We start from the raw sequence: 16,947 nt of genomic DNA, 5'->3' as shown, positions 1-16,947 counted from the left end.
AGGAGGGGAAAGAACATGAGGGCGCTTTGGGCTGCGATCTGCCTGCTGGCGATGCCTGCTTGGGCCAACGGCATCGAACCTCTTACTGGATGGGCGGTTTACTCCAGCGGAAAAAGCTATGAGACCCTCGTGGATGACACAAAGGCCGCGGTAAAGGAAAACGGCCTGATCGTTGTGACACAGGCCGGGCCGACCAAAGCGGCGGCCTCGCGCGGTATCACCATTCCGGGCAACCGGGTGATTGGCGCATTCAACAACGATTACGCGGTTCGTGTTCTTGAAACCTCGACCAACGCGATGATCGAAGCGCCCATCCGCTTCTACGTAACCGAGAACGAGGACGGCACTGCAACCCTTTCTTACAAGACACCAAGCTTCGTCTTTGCCCCTTACGCAGACGAGGGCGGAGACGCTCTGCGCGAGATTGCCATAGAATTGGACGCAAAGTTTCAGGCCGTAGCGGAAAACGCCGTCAAATAGTCACACTGACGTGAACCTGCTTGCGTCCGGACGCGTCCTCCGCAATCTGCTGACAGATAACTTTGTCGGAGCTTGATTAATGCAGGACCTGTCTCCCCGCGCTGCGGATTTGTTGGCACAACGCCTTTTCGAGGCCGGATGCCGCCATGCGTTCGGAATGCCCGGCGGCGAGGTTCTGACATTGGTGGATGCGCTGGAAAGCGCGGGCATTGCTTTCCACCTTGCAAAACACGAAAACTCAGCAGGTTTCATGGCCGAAGCGGTCCACCATCGCGATGGTGCACCTGCAATCCTCGTGGCCACACTCGGGCCCGGAGCGATGAACGGGATCAATGTGGTCGCCAACGCCCTGCAGGATCGGGTGCCGATGATCGTGCTGACCGGATGCGTCGACGCGGATGAGGCGTTGACCTACACCCATCAAGTGATGGATCACGCGCAAGTCTATCGCTCGATCACCAAAGGCAGCTTTATGCTGACGGCCGACGGGGCCGATATCATCGCCGACAAGGCGGTATCGCTTGCCAACCAAGCGCGCCCCGGCCCGGTACACATCGATGTGCCTATCTCGGTGGCCGATACGCGCGTATCAGGGGTTAAACGTCGTCGACTGGCAAAAGTTGCTCCTGTCGCGCCTGGCGCGGAATGTCTGGAAAAGGCCCGCCGATGGGTGGCCGAGGCTGAGCGACCTTTGGCGATCATCGGTCTTGATGTTCTTTACGACGACTCGCGCTGTGTGGTGCGAGCATTTTTAGAGCATTTCAACATCCCCTTTGTCACCACCTACAAGGCCAAGGGGGTGGTGCCCGAGGATCATCCACTCTGCCTGGGCGGGGCGGGTTTGTCTCCGCTGGCCGATAAGCACCTAGTCCCGCTGGTGGAACAGGCTGATCTGGTACTGTGTTTGGGATATGACCCTATCGAGATGCGCCCCGGCTGGCGCGAGATCTGGGACCCAGAAACCAAGCGCGTGATCGACATATCAGCCGTGGTGAACGATCATTACATGCATCAGGCTGGGCTAAATCTGGTCGCCGACACCGGCGCAACGCTTGAGGCCATTGCCAAGGGCAACCCTGCCGGCAAGACTTGGCCGAATGGTGAGCCTGAACAGGTCAAGGCTGCGCTGGCGAATGCTTTTCCGACAGATGAAGACTGGGGACCGGCGGCGATCATCGCAGAAACTCGTGCCGTTCTGCCACCCGAGACCCTCGCCACGGCCGACAGCGGCGCGCATCGTATTCTGCTCAGTCAGATGTGGGAGTGTTCGGAGGCACGCGGGTTGATCCAGTCCTCGGCGCTCTGCACCATGGGGTGTGCCGTTCCGATGGCGATCGGTCTGAAATTGGCCGAACCGGATCGCCCCGTGATCAGCTTTTCTGGCGATGCCGGCTTTCTGATGGTTGCCGGAGAGCTGTCGACTGCCGCCGAATTGGGTGGCAACCCAATCTTTCTGGTCTTTGTCGATGCCAGCCTTGCGCTGATCGAACTGAAACAACGCCAGCGCCAGATGGGCAATCGCGGAGTGGACTTTGACCGCCATGACTTTGCCGCTTTAGGCCGCGCATTCGGCGGTTATGGTCACACAGTTCGTAGCCGCAACGATTTGCGGGCTGCATTGGATCAGGCGTTGAAAGCAGACAAGTTCACTGTCATTGCTGCGGAAATTAACCGTGGAGGATATGATGGCCGCATCTGAAGGACCGCTGAAAGGCGTCAAGGTACTGGACCTGTCTCGCATTCTGGCAGGACCCACTTGTACGCAGTTGTTGGGCGACCTTGGCGCTACCGTCATCAAAGTCGAAAACCCGGCGACCGGTGGTGATGATACGCGGCAATGGGGCCCTCCTTACGCCGAGGATGCGGATGGCAACCGCTCAGACCTGAGCGCATATTTCATGTCCTCCAACCGCAACAAGAAATCGGTCGCCTTGGATATCGCAACACCCGAAGGACAGGCAGAAGTCCGACGCCTAGCCTCGCACGCTGATATACTGATCGAGAATTTCAAGCCCGGTGGACTGGCGAAATACGGGCTCGACTACGCCACCTTGTCCAATGAGTTTCCCGACCTCGTCTATTGTTCAATCTCAGGCTACGGGCAGACAGGCCCAAACTCATCGAAGCCCGGATATGATCTAATGGCGCAAGGATATGGCGGGATCATGTCTCTGACCGGAGACGCCGAAGGCGCGCCGATGAAAGTAGGCGTCGGAATTGCTGACGTGATGTGTGGTATGTATGCCTGCGTTGGTATTCTGGCTGCGCTGCGTCATCGCGACATGACTGGCGAGGGTCAGCAGATCGATCTGGCGCTGGTGGATGCACAGATCGCTTGGCTGATCAATGAAGGCGTGAATTATCTGACCTCGGGCGAAGTGCCTCAGCGGCGCGGCAACGGGCATCCCAATATTGTGCCTTACGAGGTCTATCAGACGGCGGATGGGCACGTGATTCTGGCCGTTGGAAATGACAGTCAGTTCAAAAGATTTTGCGGCTTCATCGAAAAGCCAGAGCTAGCCGACGATCCCCGATTTGCCACCAACCCGGCCCGTCTTGAAAATAGGGATGCGTTGAATGCGATCCTGCGCCCGGCAGTTCAGGCGCTGGATACAGGCAGCGTTATCGCGGGGCTTGAAGACCTGAAAGTCCCTGTTGGCCCGGTGCGGACGCTCGATCGGGTTTTTGCCTCGGATCAGGTCGCTGCCCGCCAGATGCAGATCTCGATGCAAGCTGAGCCTGGCGAGGTGCAACTGATCGGGAATCCCCTGAACCTGTCACGCACGCCTGTAACATATCGCAGCGCACCACCGGTCTGTGGGGCTGACACACAGGCTGTTCTGAACGCGGAAAACCCCTTCGAAGATTGAAACACTCTGCCCGTTTAGGCGGCAAGTTGCTGAAACATGCCCTTGAATCGGCGGTTTTTTTCGCGTTTCTCACACACGGGATTTCACCAATTCGAGAGCAGGGTCGATACTGTTACGACCCGGCTGCACACTCTGTTACATCGAACAGTGTAGAACGTCGCAATCAGATTGGACTCGAGTATGAAACAAGACGTCTTTGGACAGATGAACACCCTGAACCAGCCCGCGAGCGTCGAGGCATGGGATGGTGTTCTCCTTGGGTTCATGGCGCATGCCGCTGTCACACCGCAACATCTCGGCAAGGTTCTGGAGCTTGAGCCGGACTTTGCGCTGGGCCATGCGGTCAAAGGGCTGTTCATGGTTCTGCTGGGCCGGCGTGAGATGATCGCGGTCGCTGCCGAAGCGCTGAGTGCCGCGAATGCAGCGATGGAGCGTCAGCCAGTTTCAGCCCGGGAAAGGCTATATGTCGAGGCGCTGGGTTTGTATATGGCCGACCTTCCATCACAGGCCGTTCAGAAATTTGAAGAGATTCTGCGAGCGCACCCAACGGATACTTTGGCCATGAAGCTCAGCCATGCGACGCGTTTCGTTCTGGGCGATGCGGCGGGGATGCGTCGGTCGATCGAACGGGTGATGCCAGCGTATGAACCCGACCATGCCGGACGTGGATACTTGCTGGGATGCCACTCGTTCGCGCTGGAGGAAACCGGCGCCTACGAGAAAGCCGAGATCGCCGGTCGTCAGGCCTTGTGGATGGTTTCGGACGACGCCTGGGGATTGCACGCTGTAGCGCACGTGCACGAGATGACGGGCAACGCGCAGCTGGGACTGGACTGGCTCGCGGGACGCGAGGACGCTTGGGCGCATTGCAACAATTTCCGCTATCATGTCTGGTGGCACAAGGCGCTGATGCATCTGGATTTGGGGCAAGTCGATCAAGTTATGGCGCTTTACGATCATCACATCCGCCAGGACAAAACCGACGACTATCGCGATATCTCGAATGCAACCTCGCTGCTGTCCCGGCTAGAGCTTGAGGGCGTTGATGTTGGCAACCGCTGGGAAGAACTAGCCGATCTCAGCGCAGCACGAACCGAAGACGGATGCTTGATCTTCGCCGATCTTCACTACTTGCTGGCATTGACCGGGGACAATCGTTCGGAGGCTACAGCAAATATGCTGCAGCGTATTCAAAATGACGCCCAGCGCAATCAGGGCGACACGCCGATCCGCATGTCCGACCCGGGCATTGCCGCCGCCAAGGGGCTTGAGGCCTTTGGAGAAGGCCTTTACGGCCAAGCCTTTGATTTTCTTTCAAATGCCCGGGGTGGGATGCAACTGGCGGGTGGCAGCCACGCCCAACGTGATGTATTCGAGCGCATCACCATTGATTCCGGCCTGCGCGCTGGCCGCCTGGATGCTGTCGAGCGCATCCTGGACGACCGCCGCGCCAAACGTGCCGGGGGAGAGGACAATTACGCCCTCGCCCGCCGAGAATTGATCGAGGCCGCACGCGACAGCGGCGACGCACAAAGCGTCCCCGCCGAATAACAACAATAAAAGACCAAGAAGGACAGAAACCGTATGGCGACCGCATCGCCCGCTTCTGATTTTGCTCCGGTGGCGTCTCAGGTCGCCGCCCCCGCCGCTACGCGCGATCCGCGGTTGGATTTCTATCGCGGCATCGCGATGTTCATCATCCTGATTGCCCATATTCCGAACGATCCGTGGGCCAAATGGATACCTGCCCGCTTTGGCTTTTCGGACGCAACCGAGATCTTCGTATTCTGTTCAGGCATGGCTTCGGCAATTGCTTTTGGGGGGGCGTTCATGCGCAAAGGCTGGTGGATGGGCACCGCACGCGTGAGCTTTCGCATCTGGCAGGTCTACTGGGCGCATATCTGCCTGTTCTTCTTTGTCGCGATGACAATGGCGGCCCTGAACCAGAGTGGGCTGTTCGAGAAAAACTATATCTCCTCTCTCAATCTACAGCATTTCTTCAACGATCCGGCGTCACAGATCGTCGGACTGTTCACCCTGACCTATGTGCCGAACTACTTCGATATTCTACCGATGTATCTGGTGGTACTGGCGATGATGCCCCTGTTTATGGGGCTATATCGTATCGGATTCTGGGCGGTCGCCATGGCCTCGGTCACGATCTGGCTCGTTGCACAATTCGACTACCTTGACCTGCCGGCCGAGCCCTGGTCAGAGCGCCAGTGGTTCTTCAACCCATTCGGGTGGCAATTGCTGTTCTTCACCGGCTTTGCGTTCATGCGAGGTTGGATTCCAGCACCGCCGGTGTCGAAAACTCTGATCTGGGCGGCAGCATTGTTTTTGATCTTCTCGATGCCGTTCGGCTCGTGGAAGGTATTCACTTGGATCAATGCAGCAGCCCCTGATCTGGCTGATGAGATTCGCAAGGTCTGGCCAGTGACCAAAGAATTTCGCGACAAGACCGACTTTGGTCTATTCCGATATCTGCATTTTCTGTCGCTTGCCTATCTGGGTTGGGTTATCGCCGGTGAGCATGGCCGTCGCCTGATAGCGACCGGTCATGGGGCAGCCGCAAAGGTCTGGCAGTTCCTGCTGACCATCATCACCAAAGTGGGTCAGCAATCGCTCGCGGTGTTCGTATTTTCTATGGCAGCAGCACGACTTATCGGCGTCGGACTGGACCTGAGTGGGCGGGATGTTGCCAGTGTGTTCATCGCCAACATGATTGGCTTTGCCATGATCATCGGCGTGGCTTATCTGGCCGCCTGGTTCAAGTCACAACCTTGGAAATCAAAGAAATGAACTTTACACGTCGCGCTTTTCTCGCCTCATCAACCGCTCTGGCCTTCGCCCCAGCGGCATATGCCACAGGTGGAGAGACCCCGTTCAGCCGAGACGACGTCATCGCAATGGCCCGCGACCTGGCCAGCCGTGATTATGCCGAGCGTGAGATGGTTCCGCAGGAGTGGCAGGACCTGACGTATCAGCAATACCGTTCAATCCGGTTCCGGCTGGATCGCGCGCTCTGGTACGAGACCGAGACGCCCTTCAACGTCGATTTTTTCACGCCGGGCCTGTATTTTCCACGCACAGTGAAAGTATCGACCGTCGAGGACGGTATGACCAAGCCGGTCGCCTTTGATCTGGCCATGTTCGACAAGTCTGAAGACGTACCTGAGCTGCCCATTGACGACACGCTGGGCTTTTCAGGTCTACGCCTGCGTACTGAGATGCACCGCCCTGGCGAGACAGACGAGTTCTGCGTTTGGCAAGGGGCCAGCTATTTCCGCGCCATCGGTTTGCACGAAGTCTATGGCCTTTCGGCCAGAGGGCTCGCCTTGAAGACCGGCGATCCAGATGGCGAGGAATTCCCCGAATTCATTCGTTTCTGGTTGGAGCGTCCAGAACCGGATCAACGTAACATGGTCGTTCATGCGCTCATGGACAGCCCCAGCGTTACAGGGGCCTACCGCTTCCACGTTACCGCCGGTTCAGATTGCGTGATGGATATTGAAGCCACCCTGTTCCCACGTACCGAACTGCCCCATGTCGGCATCGCGCCCGGCACATCTATGTTCCTGTTCGATCAGACCAATCACAGCCGTTTCGATGATTTTCGCCCCGCAGTGCACGACAGTGACGGGTTGATGATCCGCAACGGCGCAGGAGAGGTTCTGTGGCGCCCGCTTGCGAACCCGACTCGCCTGCAGATCTCGTCTTTTGTCGACACAAACCCTCGCGGCTTTGGTCTGATGCAACGCAAGCGCAAGTTCTCGGACTATGCGGATCTTGAAGCCAATTATCACAAACGCCCAAGCTTGTGGGTCGAACCCAGCGAAGACTGGGGTAAAGGCACCGTCACGCTTGTCGAAATCCCAGCGGATCAGGAGATTTATGACAACATCGTCGCCTATTGGCGCCCGATGGAACCCTACACCGCAGGCAGCCAGATTGATCTGTCCTATCGCCTGATCTGGGGCGAGGAACCGCAGCACACCCCTATGGCCCGCGTGATCAACACCGCGATGGGCGACAACACATTCGGCGAGGGCCGTTTAGCTGTGATTGATTTCGAAGCCAGTGAGCTGCTTGACGATCCCGAGGCCATCACGGTGTTTGTCGACTCGCCCCATGCCGAAACTTCAGAAGGCGTTCTGCAGCGTAACCCAGACACGGGCGGGTTGCGGCTGGCGTTCTCATTCGAACCAGGCGAACGCAACCACGTGGAACTGCGCGCGCAGTTGCTGAAAGACAAACAACCAGCCTCTGAAGTCTGGCTTTACCGTTGGACCATATGAACCGCGATCTTCATATCATGCCGCCCGAGGCCCCTCTAGCGATGCCAGCGCAGAACTTTGCGCAGGGATTCCGCGATGCGCAGGTACCTGCCGGGGGTCGAATTCCCTCCGTCGGGTTCTGGCGTGCGCTGGTCTTCTCACCTGCCATGGCGGCGGCTTTGGGTCTGCTCTGGGTCATGTCCGACTGGTTCAGCGCCGAAGGGATTAATCTGGTCGAAGGTATCCTGCTGACGCTAATCTCGTTCAATTTCTTCTGGATTTCCTTCACGGTCTGCACCGTGCTGCTGGGCATGGTCTCGCTGTCCCGGCAAGAGCAGCCAAAGCGTGAAGGACGCTCGCAACCGTTGCGCGTGGCGCTTTTGACGCCTGTCTATAACGAGGTGCCGTGGAACGTGCTCGGCAACGCCCGCACGATGCTGGAAGACCTGCAGAAACGCGGTGGTCAGCACCACTATGCCATGTTCATTTTATCCGACACGCGCGACCCCGAGATCGCCGCGCAGGAACAGGCCAGTGTCGAGGCGCTACGGACCACGCTGGCACCGGGGCTTGAACTCTATTACCGCCGCCGCCCCCAGAATACGGATCGCAAGGTCGGCAATATTGCCGATTGGGTAAGCCGCTGGGGCGCGGACTGGGATGCGATGTTGGTGCTGGATGCCGACAGCCTGATGACGGGTCGCGCGATCTCGCGCCTGACCGATGCGCTGGCGCGCGATCCCGGCGCAGGCCTGATCCAAAGCTATCCGCAGCTGATTGGCGCGCAATCGGTCTTTGCCCGGATGCAGCAGTTTGCCAACGGCGTCTATGGTATTGCCTTTGCCGAAGGCCTCGCGCGCTGGTGCGGGCAAGAAGGCAATTATTGGGGCCACAACGCCATCATTCGCACCTGTGCATTTGCTTCTAGCGCAGGTCTGCCCAAGTTGCGGTCGCTCAACGGACAAGACAAGCTGATCATGAGCCACGATTTCGTCGAGGCCGGATTGCTGCGCCGCGCAGGATGGGCCGTGCGCTTTCTGCCGCGCATACGCGGATCATATGAGGAAACGCCCCCCACCCTCATTGACCACGCAATGCGCGATCGCCGCTGGTGTCAGGGCAATCTGCAGCACCTGAAACTGCTGGGTTCGACCGGCTTCCGCGCAGTCTCGCGGTTCCATATGTTCCACGGAGCGGTCGGATATCTGATGTCGCCGCTATGGTTCGCACTTTTGGTGATGTGGGCCTTGATCGGTCAGGGCAAGGACGCCTCGGTTCTGCATTACTTCAGCCCGGACAATCCGCTGTTCCCGCAATGGCCAGAAATGTCCGAAACACGCCATGTGCTGATCATTCTGGTGATGTATGCGATGCTATTGGCACCCAAGGTTTTGGGCGTCGCTGCTCTGCCCCTCAGCGGTGTGCGCTATTCCGATTTCGGCGGAACGCGGAAATTCTTCACTTCATTTCTGTCCGAAGTCATCCTGTCGATCCTCTATGCCCCTATACTTATGGTGCAGCAGATGATTGCAGTGTTCCGCACCGCGTTGGGCATTCAAAAGGGCTGGTCCCCGCAAGCGCGCGATGGTGGCAGCTACGGGCTGCGCACGCTGATCCTATGCCACAGCCTTGAGACTATCATCGGCGTCGCGCTTAGCGTTGGCATCCTCGCCGGTCTGGTCTCGGTCTGGCTGGCCCCGATTGCGATCAGCCTGGCACTGGCGATCCCATTGTCTGCGCTCAGCGGCGTATCGGCAGGCACCGCGCGCCGTATGGTTGGTATGCGCGAAGATGTCAGTGAGCCTGCAATTACACGCTCGGCCCGGCGCTATCGCGATGAGTTGAAGCGATTGATCGAAGGCAAAGGCGTGATCACACCGGCGGAATGATCACCCGCCGGGCAAGCCTTCGTACCAGTCTACCATCATATCAGCCCAGCCGTTTGGCACCGTATGGCCGCCCGGGAACAGAGCAAATTCCAAGGCGCTACCTTCGGCACATCCCATCCAGTTGCGACGCATAAACTGGCCCGTGGTAGAAAACCCGCTGGGCTTGGTATCGGCACACTCATTGGCGACCCGCCAGATTTCCAATCCGGCAAAGATATCGCCCTGGTGGAAACGGCCTCCGCCCAAAAGGCGGCCCTCCAGCGGCACCACATTGTCCGTCCAACCATGGGTGTGGAACATGCGCACCGGACCATCACAGCTTTCGGGATGTGGCCGCCAGAACCCGCCTGAAACCGGGACATAAGCAGAAAATGAATCCGGCGCAGCGCAGGCGAGGTAATAAACCATGAACGCGCCAGCCGAGAAGCCGCCCAGCACCACGCGATCCGGGTCGATATCAAACCGGTCGGCAGCGTCCTGCACTACTTCACGAAGAAACGCGGGTTCATCCCGACCTTCCCAACCGGGAAAGAAGTTCCAGCTTTTTCGGCCGTTTCTCTCGGACCCTTTCGGTGCCATCACCGCGTAGCCGCGCGCCAGCAGTGGCTCGACCATGGATCGGTTCTTGAGCGTACCGGTGGCGCTGCCACCATAGCCGTGCAGGAACACAACCAGCGGAGGGTTCTCCGCTTTCGGCAGTTCGATGTGATATCCGCCTGATGCGGTTTCGCACATCCCCTCGGTATCGCCACAAGCCGCAAGGCCGGGTTGCCCGGCAAAAACAAAGCACGCGGCCAACCAGTGTCTGACACTCATCCCGTTTCCTCTTCATAATCGTTGACAGGCAACCCAGCCCGCACCCAACCGGGCCCGGCCGCCGAACCCAGCATGCCCTCGGGCACGTCGATGATATTGGTAAATCCAGCCTCGGTCAGTCGATTGCTTAATCGGGCCGAGCGCACCCCGCGTGCACAGATCAGTGCGACAGGTGCAGATCGGTCCCCCCCGAGCAGGTGGTCCAAGGCCTGCACGAAATCCTCACGGCGCATGTCGAGCGGATGGGCTGCTTCGGCGACCCCGGTCGCCCGCCATTCGCGTGGGGTTCGGATATCGATAAGATGGATCGCGCCGTCGAGAGCCTGTTGATGGGCTGTGGCCGCCGCAATCTGACCACCAGCATAGGCCTGCGGGATCAGACGGTATTCGCGGATTGCGAAACCCGCTGCAATGGCGGCCCCTCCGCCCAATAGGACCCATCTGCGGGTTCGGCGTTTCCCTTCTGCCATGCGGCACTCTCCTGCATTGTCAGATCGGTATTATCATATGGCAATTCGCGACGCTTTCAGGAAATCCAACCCTCAGATCAAGTTCGCGTCATAGTTACACAGGTGGATCACGTCCAATATGTGCGCTTTAGGACCTTTCGGAACCTTGCAATTTCCGGACAGTCAATAAATTATCCCTAGTAATTCAGTCATATTGACCGCACAGACCGGAGTATCGCACTTGTCCCTATTCCTTATCGCGGCCCTTCCCTTCCTCGGAGCTGTCTTTCCGGCCCTCCTGATCCGGGCAGGACGAAACGCAGCAGCATCAGCGGCTGGGTTGACCACCTTCCTCGCGTTGATGGGATTGCTGATACACATTCCCAACGTCATGCGCGGTGATGTTGTGACCGCGCGGTTCGACTGGATACCCGGGCTTGGACTAAACGCGAACTTCATGCTGGACGGCCTGGGTTTTTTGTTCGCCCTGCTGATCCTGGGCATCGGTCTTCTGATCATCCTCTACGCACGATTCTACTTGTCGCGCGAGGATCCGATGGGGCAGTTCTATACCTATCTGCTGCTGTTTCAGGGCGCGATGGTGGGAATTGTTCTGTCCGACAATATCCTGCTTCTGCTAATATTCTGGGAACTTACGTCGCTCAGTTCATTCTTGCTGATTGGTTATTGGAAGCACCTGCCCGAGGGTCGTCAAGGCGCGCGTATGGCTTTGGCCGTGACCGGCTCGGGCGGGCTTGCGATGATCGCAGGGATGCTTATACTCGGCAATATCGTGGGATCTTATGACCTGAGTGTCATTCTGCAGAACAAAGAGCTGATCCAGTCCTCGCCCTACTACCTTCCTGCGCTGATCCTGATCTTGCTTGGCTGTTTCACCAAATCGGCGCAATTCCCGTTCCATTTCTGGCTGCCGCACGCGATGGCGGCACCGACGCCGGTGTCGGCCTATCTGCACTCGGCCACAATGGTGAAGGCAGGCCTGTTCCTTATGGCCCGGATGTGGCCGGTTCTGGCGGGTACGGATGCGTGGTTCTACATCGTCGCCACTACCGGTTTGATCACCATGCTGCTGGGTGCCGTGATTGCGCTGTTCAAGGATGACCTAAAGGCGCTGTTGGCGTTTTCGACGGTGTCCCATCTGGGTCTCGTGACGATGCTACTGGGCTTTGGCACGACGATCGCTGCTGTTGCAGCCGTCTTCCACATCATCAACCACGCGACGTTCAAGGCGGCCTTGTTCATGACCGCCGGGATCGTGGACCACGAGACCGGCACACGCGATGTCAAACGGCTGGGTGGTTTGCGGCATCTGATGCCGATCACGTTTACTATCGGCACCATCGCTGCCCTGTCGATGGCCGGTCTGCCACCGCTGAATGGTTTCCTCTCGAAAGAGATGATGCTGGAAGAGACAGTCCACACGACTTGGCTTAACTCGCCTTACTTGGTACCCGGCTTGGCGCTTTTGGCTGCGCTATTTTCAGCGGCCTACTCCTTTCGCTTTGTCAGCCATGTCTTCCTTGGGCCCGAGCGGGACGATTACCCCGCGCATCCGCATGACCCGCCTGTCGGTCTTTGGTTGGCGCCGGCGTTCCTTGTGGTGCTGGTTGTCCTGATCGGTCTTTATTCCGCAGCCATCGTTGGCCCGCTTGTCGCGGTTGTCTCCAGCGCGGTGATCGGGGGCGAGAAGCTGCCTTATTACTCGCTGAAACTGTGGCACGGCTTTACACCTGCGCTTTACATGTCGGTGGTCGCGACGCTGGGAGGCCTGTTCCTGCTGTCGTTGCACAAACGCGGCGACCAGATATGGAACGCCCTGCCCCGGCCCGAGGCAAAGGTGATCTTCGAGGCAATCATCGACGCGCTGACCCGTCTCAGCCGCTGGATTACGGACGAGCTGCATAATGGTGTGCTCAGCCGGTATGCGATCATCTTCGTGGCTTTTGTCGTTGGGCTTGGCTACTACGCCTACACCACCGGCACCATTGGCGTTGAAACACGCGTACCGCTTGAGGCTCAGGTCATCCCGATCATCGGCTGGATCTGTCTGGTGGGTGCGACGCTGGCGATCATGTGGTTCCACCGCAACCGTCTGCTGTCACTGGTGTTGATCGGGGTGGTTGGCCTGATCGTTTCGATGGCATTCAACTACCTTTCTGCCCCCGATCTGGCGCTGACACAGATTTCGGTCGAAGTGGTGACGATGATCCTGCTGTTGTTGTCGCTGAACTTTCTGCCGACCGACACACCCTGGGACAGCAGCGCGGCACGGCGTTGGCGTGATGCGGCAATTTCGGTGGTTGCCGGGATCGGCTCAGGCGCTTTGATCTATGCGCTGATGATGCGGGATTTTGCTTTCCCAACGATCTCGGAATTCCATCTGGCCAATTCGTACAAAGGTGGCGGTGGCACCAACGTCGTGAACGTGATCCTCGTCGACTTCCGGGGTTTTGATACCTTTGGCGAGATCATCGTGCTGGGCATCGCAGCCCTGATCATCTACGCCCTGACCGAAGCAGTGCTGAGCACCAATGTGCGCAGTTACCTGCTGAACCGTAAACCACATTGGCCGCAGTCGGGTGACTCTCACCCATTGATGATGGTGGTCGTCACCCGCGTGATGATGCCCATCGCATTGATGGTCGGGGCCTATATCTTCTTCCGAGGCCACAACCAGCCCGGCGGCGGCTTCATCGCAGGCCTCATCGTCGCGATCGCCTTCCTGATGCAATATATGGCCAGCGGCTATACCTGGGCGATTGAACGGCAGCGGTTCTACTATCACGGCACTATCGGTTGGGGCGTTCTGATCGCCGCTGCCACTGGTCTGGGTGCATGGTTCAATGAACGCCCGTTCCTGACCAGCGATTTCGGCTATATCCACTGGCCCCCGCTAGAAGAATTCGAATGGGCCACCGCGATTCTGTTCGATACCGGCGTCTTCCTTGCGGTACTGGGCGCTGTGATGCTGGCGCTCGACAGCCTGTCGCGCTTCGCGTGGCAGCCGGGAATGGCACAAGAATTCCCGATGGATATCAACCCGCTGCGGGATAGCCCTCAGGATGAAGATAACGAGAAGGAGCAGGCCTGATGGAAGCGCTCGTAGCCTCTGCCGTAGGCGTCATGACCGCCGCCGGGATATTTCTGATCCTGCGCCGTCGTACATTCCCAGTCATTCTGGGCCTGTCCCTGATCACCTATGCGGTGAACGTGTTCCTATTCGCCACCGGGCGGCTGGCGCTGAACGCACCTGCCGTTCTGAACAAATATGAAGATGTCCCCTATACCGACCCGCTGCCGCAGGCGCTGGTGCTGACGGCCATCGTGATCTCATTCGGGATGACGGCGGTGATCGTGATGATCTCGCTGTCTGCCTATCTGTCCTCGAAGGATGACCATATCGATATGAGCGCAAGCGATAGCGTGGACGCGCCGGGAGAAGACGCATGAACCATTGGATCGTCGCGCCGATCGTCCTGCCCGCGATCCTGGCCCCGTTTATCATTATGGTGTTGCGATATCATTTGGACCTTCAACGCATCTTCTCGGTCGCCGGCGTCGTGGGATTGCTGGGTATCGCCTTGACCATTACCGCCCAGGCATCGGGTGGCGAGGTTCAGGTCTATGAGCTCGGCAACTGGCCCGCACCGTTCGGCATCGTGATGGTGTTGGACAATCTTTCGGCCATGATGGTGTTGTTGACGGCCCTGCTGGCCCTGCCGGTTGTCCTTTATGCCATCGGCTCTGGCTGGGATGAGAGAGGCAAACACTTCCATGCTCTACTCCATTTTCAGCTAATGGGTGTCTGCGGTGCTTTTCTGACCGGCGATGCCTTCAACCTCTTTGTGTTTTTCGAGGTCCTGCTGATTGCCTCTTACGGCCTCATGACGCATGCAGGTGGCGCAGTGCGGTTGAAGGCCGGTGTTCAGTACGTCGCCTATAACCTGCTCGGCTCGACCTTGTTCCTGTTTGCATTGGGTACGATTTATGCTGTGACCGGCACGCTCAACATGGCTGATCTGGCCGTTCGCGTGGCCGATATCCCACCCGAAGACACCGCCTTGCTGCGGGTTGGAGCAGTCTTGCTATTACTGGTTTTCTGTATCAAGGCCGCAGTGTTGCCACTGCATTTCTGGCTTCCTGCAAGCTACGCAAATGCGCCGCTGCCCGTTGCGGCGCTGTTCGCGATCATGACCAAAGTCGGTGCTTATTCGATCCTGCGGGTCTATACGCTGGTCTTTGGGCCCAATGTAGCCGCAACCGAAGGGCTAGTCGGTAGTTGGCTACAACCTGCAGCGCTGCTGACATTGGCCGTTGGCGCTATTGGCATTCTGGGCTCGCAACATATCGCGCGAATGGTGGCCTTTTGCGCCATCGCATCGATGGGCACATTGCTGATTGCGATCTCGTTGTTTAGCGAGGCCGCGACGGCGGCAGCACTCTACTATATCTTCCATTCGACGCTGGCGACGGCCCTGCTGTTCCTTGTCGCGGACATGGTAATGGAGCGCCGTGGCGGAGCCATAGCCCCTTCGACGCCGATGCCGCAATCCGGTCTGATCTCAGCCCTGTTCTTTGTCGGCGCCATCGCGATGGCTGGCATGCCGCCACTATCGGGCTTTGTGGGCAAGCTGCTGGTACTGGACGCCTCACGAGGCGCGCCCGATGCAAATGCGGTCTGGGCCGTGATCTTGATCGGGTCGTTCGTCACAATCGTGGGTCTGGCCCGCGCGGGAACGCTGATCTTCTGGAAAAGTCACGACGCCCAACATAATGTGACGCCTGAGCCAACCGAAGAAGCCGGCCTACCAACCGCGCCCGAGCCCTATCCGGGCCTCGCCTTTACTTCGGTGTTCGGGGCGGTTCTGGGACTTGTGCTGCTGACGCTATTTGCAGGTCCGGCGTTGCAATATGCCAGCAACACGGCCGTGCAACTGTTCGCGCCGGAAGATTACATTTCGGCCGTGCTGGGAGGGGAAGAATGATGAAGCTTCTGCACCGTATATTTCCGCATCCCCATCTGACCGCGCTACTTACACTGGTGTGGGTGTTTCTGGCAAACACCGGGTCTTTGAACTCGGTGGTCTTTGGCCTGCTATTGGGAATCATCATTCCGTTTATCACTCAGCCCTATTGGCCGGATCGCCCGAAACTGCGCAATTGGCCGATGGTGGCGGAATACATGTTGGTAGTCTTATGGGATATCGTGATGGCCAATATCGCGGTGGCCCGGATCATCCTGTTCAAGCGCGATGCAGACCGCCAGCCAAGCTTTGTCAGCGTCCCGCTGGAACTGCGCACGCCCGAGGCCATCACAGTTCTGGCCGGAACCATCACCATGACCCCTGGCACCGTCAGTTGCGATTTGTCCGCACAAGGGCACTACCTGCTGGTTCATTGTCTGGATGCACCGAACCCCGAAGAGGTGCGCGACCAGATCAAACAACGCTATGAGCGCCGCCTGAAGGAGATTTTCGAATGATCACCTATGCGATCTACTTTGCTTTTGCCTGCTTCGGCGCTGCGATCATGATGTGCTTGTGGCGTATCATTACAGCCGACGGTGTCAGTACCCGTGTTCTGGCCCTAGATACAATGGTGATCAACACCATCGCTCTGCTTATCCTTTACGGCTTGAGTATCGAGACCGAAATCTTCTTTGAATCCGCCATGATCATCGCCATGCTCGGCTTTGTCTCAACCGTGGCTTATGCGCGCTTTATGCTGCGTGGCAATATCATCGAATGAGCGTGGCATGACCTTTATCTTCGAACTGCTCATCGCATTCTTCCTGATCGTATCGGGCATTTTCGGCTTTGTCGGATCATTCGGCATGATCAAGCTGAAAGACCCCATGTCCCGCCTACACGCACCCACCAAGGCAACTACGCTGGGCGTGGGCGGCGTCCTGCTAGCCTCGATCGCGCATTCGGTTTTGCTTGAGGGCAAACTGTCGATGCACGAGTTGTTGATCACGCTCTTTCTGTTCCTGACGGCTCCGATCACGGCCCTTTTCATTGCCAAATGGCACATTCATCGCCATGAAAAACCCAGTGATCTACCAGACGCAGGCGAGGATGAGCTTTGGGCCACCCACGCGGTCGAACAGGTCGAGGACGTCCCGGACCACAGTACGAACTGAGAC

Annotated in this window: 15 protein-coding genes; 13 read left to right on the top strand and 2 right to left on the bottom strand. The window is 58.1% G+C overall.

Annotated features, from left to right (window positions below):
* Window positions 1-15 precede the first annotated feature (15 nt).
* The 7 genes from ACR0NE_RS10940 (at window position 16) to mdoH (ending at window position 9,516) form a co-directional block, all read left to right on the top strand.
* Complete coding sequence (locus ACR0NE_RS10940) at window positions 16-480, top strand: DUF302 domain-containing protein (protein ID WP_170594872.1); 465 nt, start codon at window positions 16-18, stop codon at window positions 478-480.
* A 79-nt stretch (window positions 481-559) separates the two neighbouring features.
* Window positions 560-2,179 carry a thiamine pyrophosphate-binding protein gene (locus ACR0NE_RS10935; protein WP_170594870.1) on the top strand — a complete coding sequence of 540 codons (1,620 nt, stop codon included), beginning with the start codon at window positions 560-562 and terminating at the stop codon, window positions 2,177-2,179.
* On the top strand, window positions 2,166-3,350 hold the full coding sequence (locus ACR0NE_RS10930) for a CoA transferase (RefSeq protein ID WP_170594868.1): 1,185 nt from the start codon (window positions 2,166-2,168) through the stop codon (window positions 3,348-3,350). Before ACR0NE_RS10935 ends, ACR0NE_RS10930 begins: the two co-directional genes overlap by 14 nt.
* 180 nt (window positions 3,351-3,530) lie before the next feature.
* A complete protein-coding gene (locus tag ACR0NE_RS10925) occupies window positions 3,531-4,901 on the top strand; it encodes a tetratricopeptide repeat protein (RefSeq protein ID WP_170512182.1) in 1,371 nt (456 codons plus the stop codon).
* Between the two features lie 33 nt (window positions 4,902-4,934).
* Window positions 4,935-6,152 carry an OpgC family protein gene (locus tag ACR0NE_RS10920; RefSeq protein WP_170594865.1) on the top strand — a complete coding sequence of 406 codons (1,218 nt, stop codon included), beginning with the start codon at window positions 4,935-4,937 and terminating at the stop codon, window positions 6,150-6,152.
* On the top strand, window positions 6,149-7,648 hold the full coding sequence (locus ACR0NE_RS10915; RefSeq protein ID WP_170594862.1) for a glucan biosynthesis protein G: 1,500 nt from the start codon (window positions 6,149-6,151) through the stop codon (window positions 7,646-7,648). Before ACR0NE_RS10920 ends, ACR0NE_RS10915 begins: the two co-directional genes overlap by 4 nt.
* Window positions 7,645-9,516 carry a glucans biosynthesis glucosyltransferase MdoH gene (mdoH, locus tag ACR0NE_RS10910; protein ID WP_170563640.1) on the top strand — a complete coding sequence of 624 codons (1,872 nt, stop codon included), beginning with the start codon at window positions 7,645-7,647 and terminating at the stop codon, window positions 9,514-9,516. The genes ACR0NE_RS10915 and mdoH overlap by 4 nt, the downstream gene beginning before the upstream one ends.
* Here mdoH and ACR0NE_RS10905 read toward each other — a convergent pair whose 3' ends face one another.
* Together ACR0NE_RS10905 and ACR0NE_RS10900 are read right to left on the bottom strand one after the other, a co-directional pair.
* A complete protein-coding gene (locus tag ACR0NE_RS10905) occupies window positions 9,517-10,332 on the bottom strand; it encodes a prolyl oligopeptidase family serine peptidase (protein ID WP_170594858.1) in 816 nt (271 codons plus the stop codon). It abuts the gene before it with no gap.
* On the bottom strand, window positions 10,329-10,802 hold the full coding sequence (locus ACR0NE_RS10900) for a rhodanese-like domain-containing protein (RefSeq protein ID WP_170401273.1): 474 nt from the start codon (window positions 10,800-10,802) through the stop codon (window positions 10,329-10,331). The genes ACR0NE_RS10905 and ACR0NE_RS10900 overlap by 4 nt, the downstream gene beginning before the upstream one ends.
* Window positions 10,803-11,022: 220 nt before the next feature.
* Here ACR0NE_RS10900 and ACR0NE_RS10895 point away from each other — a divergent pair, with 220 nt between their 5' ends.
* The 6 genes from ACR0NE_RS10895 to ACR0NE_RS10870 are packed head-to-tail and all read left to right on the top strand — an operon-like array spanning window position 11,023 to window position 16,944.
* Window positions 11,023-13,893 (top strand): monovalent cation/H+ antiporter subunit A, encoded by a 2,871-nt coding sequence (locus ACR0NE_RS10895; protein ID WP_170594855.1) that lies wholly within the window; start codon window positions 11,023-11,025, stop codon window positions 13,891-13,893.
* Window positions 13,893-14,252, top strand: a complete 360-nt coding sequence (locus ACR0NE_RS10890; RefSeq protein WP_170391885.1) for a Na+/H+ antiporter subunit C — start codon at window positions 13,893-13,895, stop codon at window positions 14,250-14,252. Before ACR0NE_RS10895 ends, ACR0NE_RS10890 begins: the two co-directional genes overlap by 1 nt.
* Window positions 14,249-15,787 (top strand): monovalent cation/H+ antiporter subunit D, encoded by a 1,539-nt coding sequence (locus ACR0NE_RS10885; RefSeq protein ID WP_170594852.1) that lies wholly within the window; start codon window positions 14,249-14,251, stop codon window positions 15,785-15,787. Before ACR0NE_RS10890 ends, ACR0NE_RS10885 begins: the two co-directional genes overlap by 4 nt.
* A complete protein-coding gene (locus tag ACR0NE_RS10880; RefSeq protein WP_170392908.1) occupies window positions 15,787-16,284 on the top strand; it encodes a Na+/H+ antiporter subunit E in 498 nt (165 codons plus the stop codon). Before ACR0NE_RS10885 ends, ACR0NE_RS10880 begins: the two co-directional genes overlap by 1 nt.
* Window positions 16,281-16,550 carry a K+/H+ antiporter subunit F gene (locus ACR0NE_RS10875; RefSeq protein WP_170563653.1) on the top strand — a complete coding sequence of 90 codons (270 nt, stop codon included), beginning with the start codon at window positions 16,281-16,283 and terminating at the stop codon, window positions 16,548-16,550. The genes ACR0NE_RS10880 and ACR0NE_RS10875 overlap by 4 nt, the downstream gene beginning before the upstream one ends.
* A gap of 7 nt (window positions 16,551-16,557) precedes the next feature.
* A complete protein-coding gene (locus ACR0NE_RS10870) occupies window positions 16,558-16,944 on the top strand; it encodes a Na+/H+ antiporter subunit G (protein ID WP_170401276.1) in 387 nt (128 codons plus the stop codon).
* Window positions 16,945-16,947 lie beyond the last annotated feature (3 nt).

It is taken from the genome of Ruegeria sp. C9, assembly GCF_056537585.1.
This window is presented reverse-complemented; position numbering and strand designations above follow the sequence as displayed.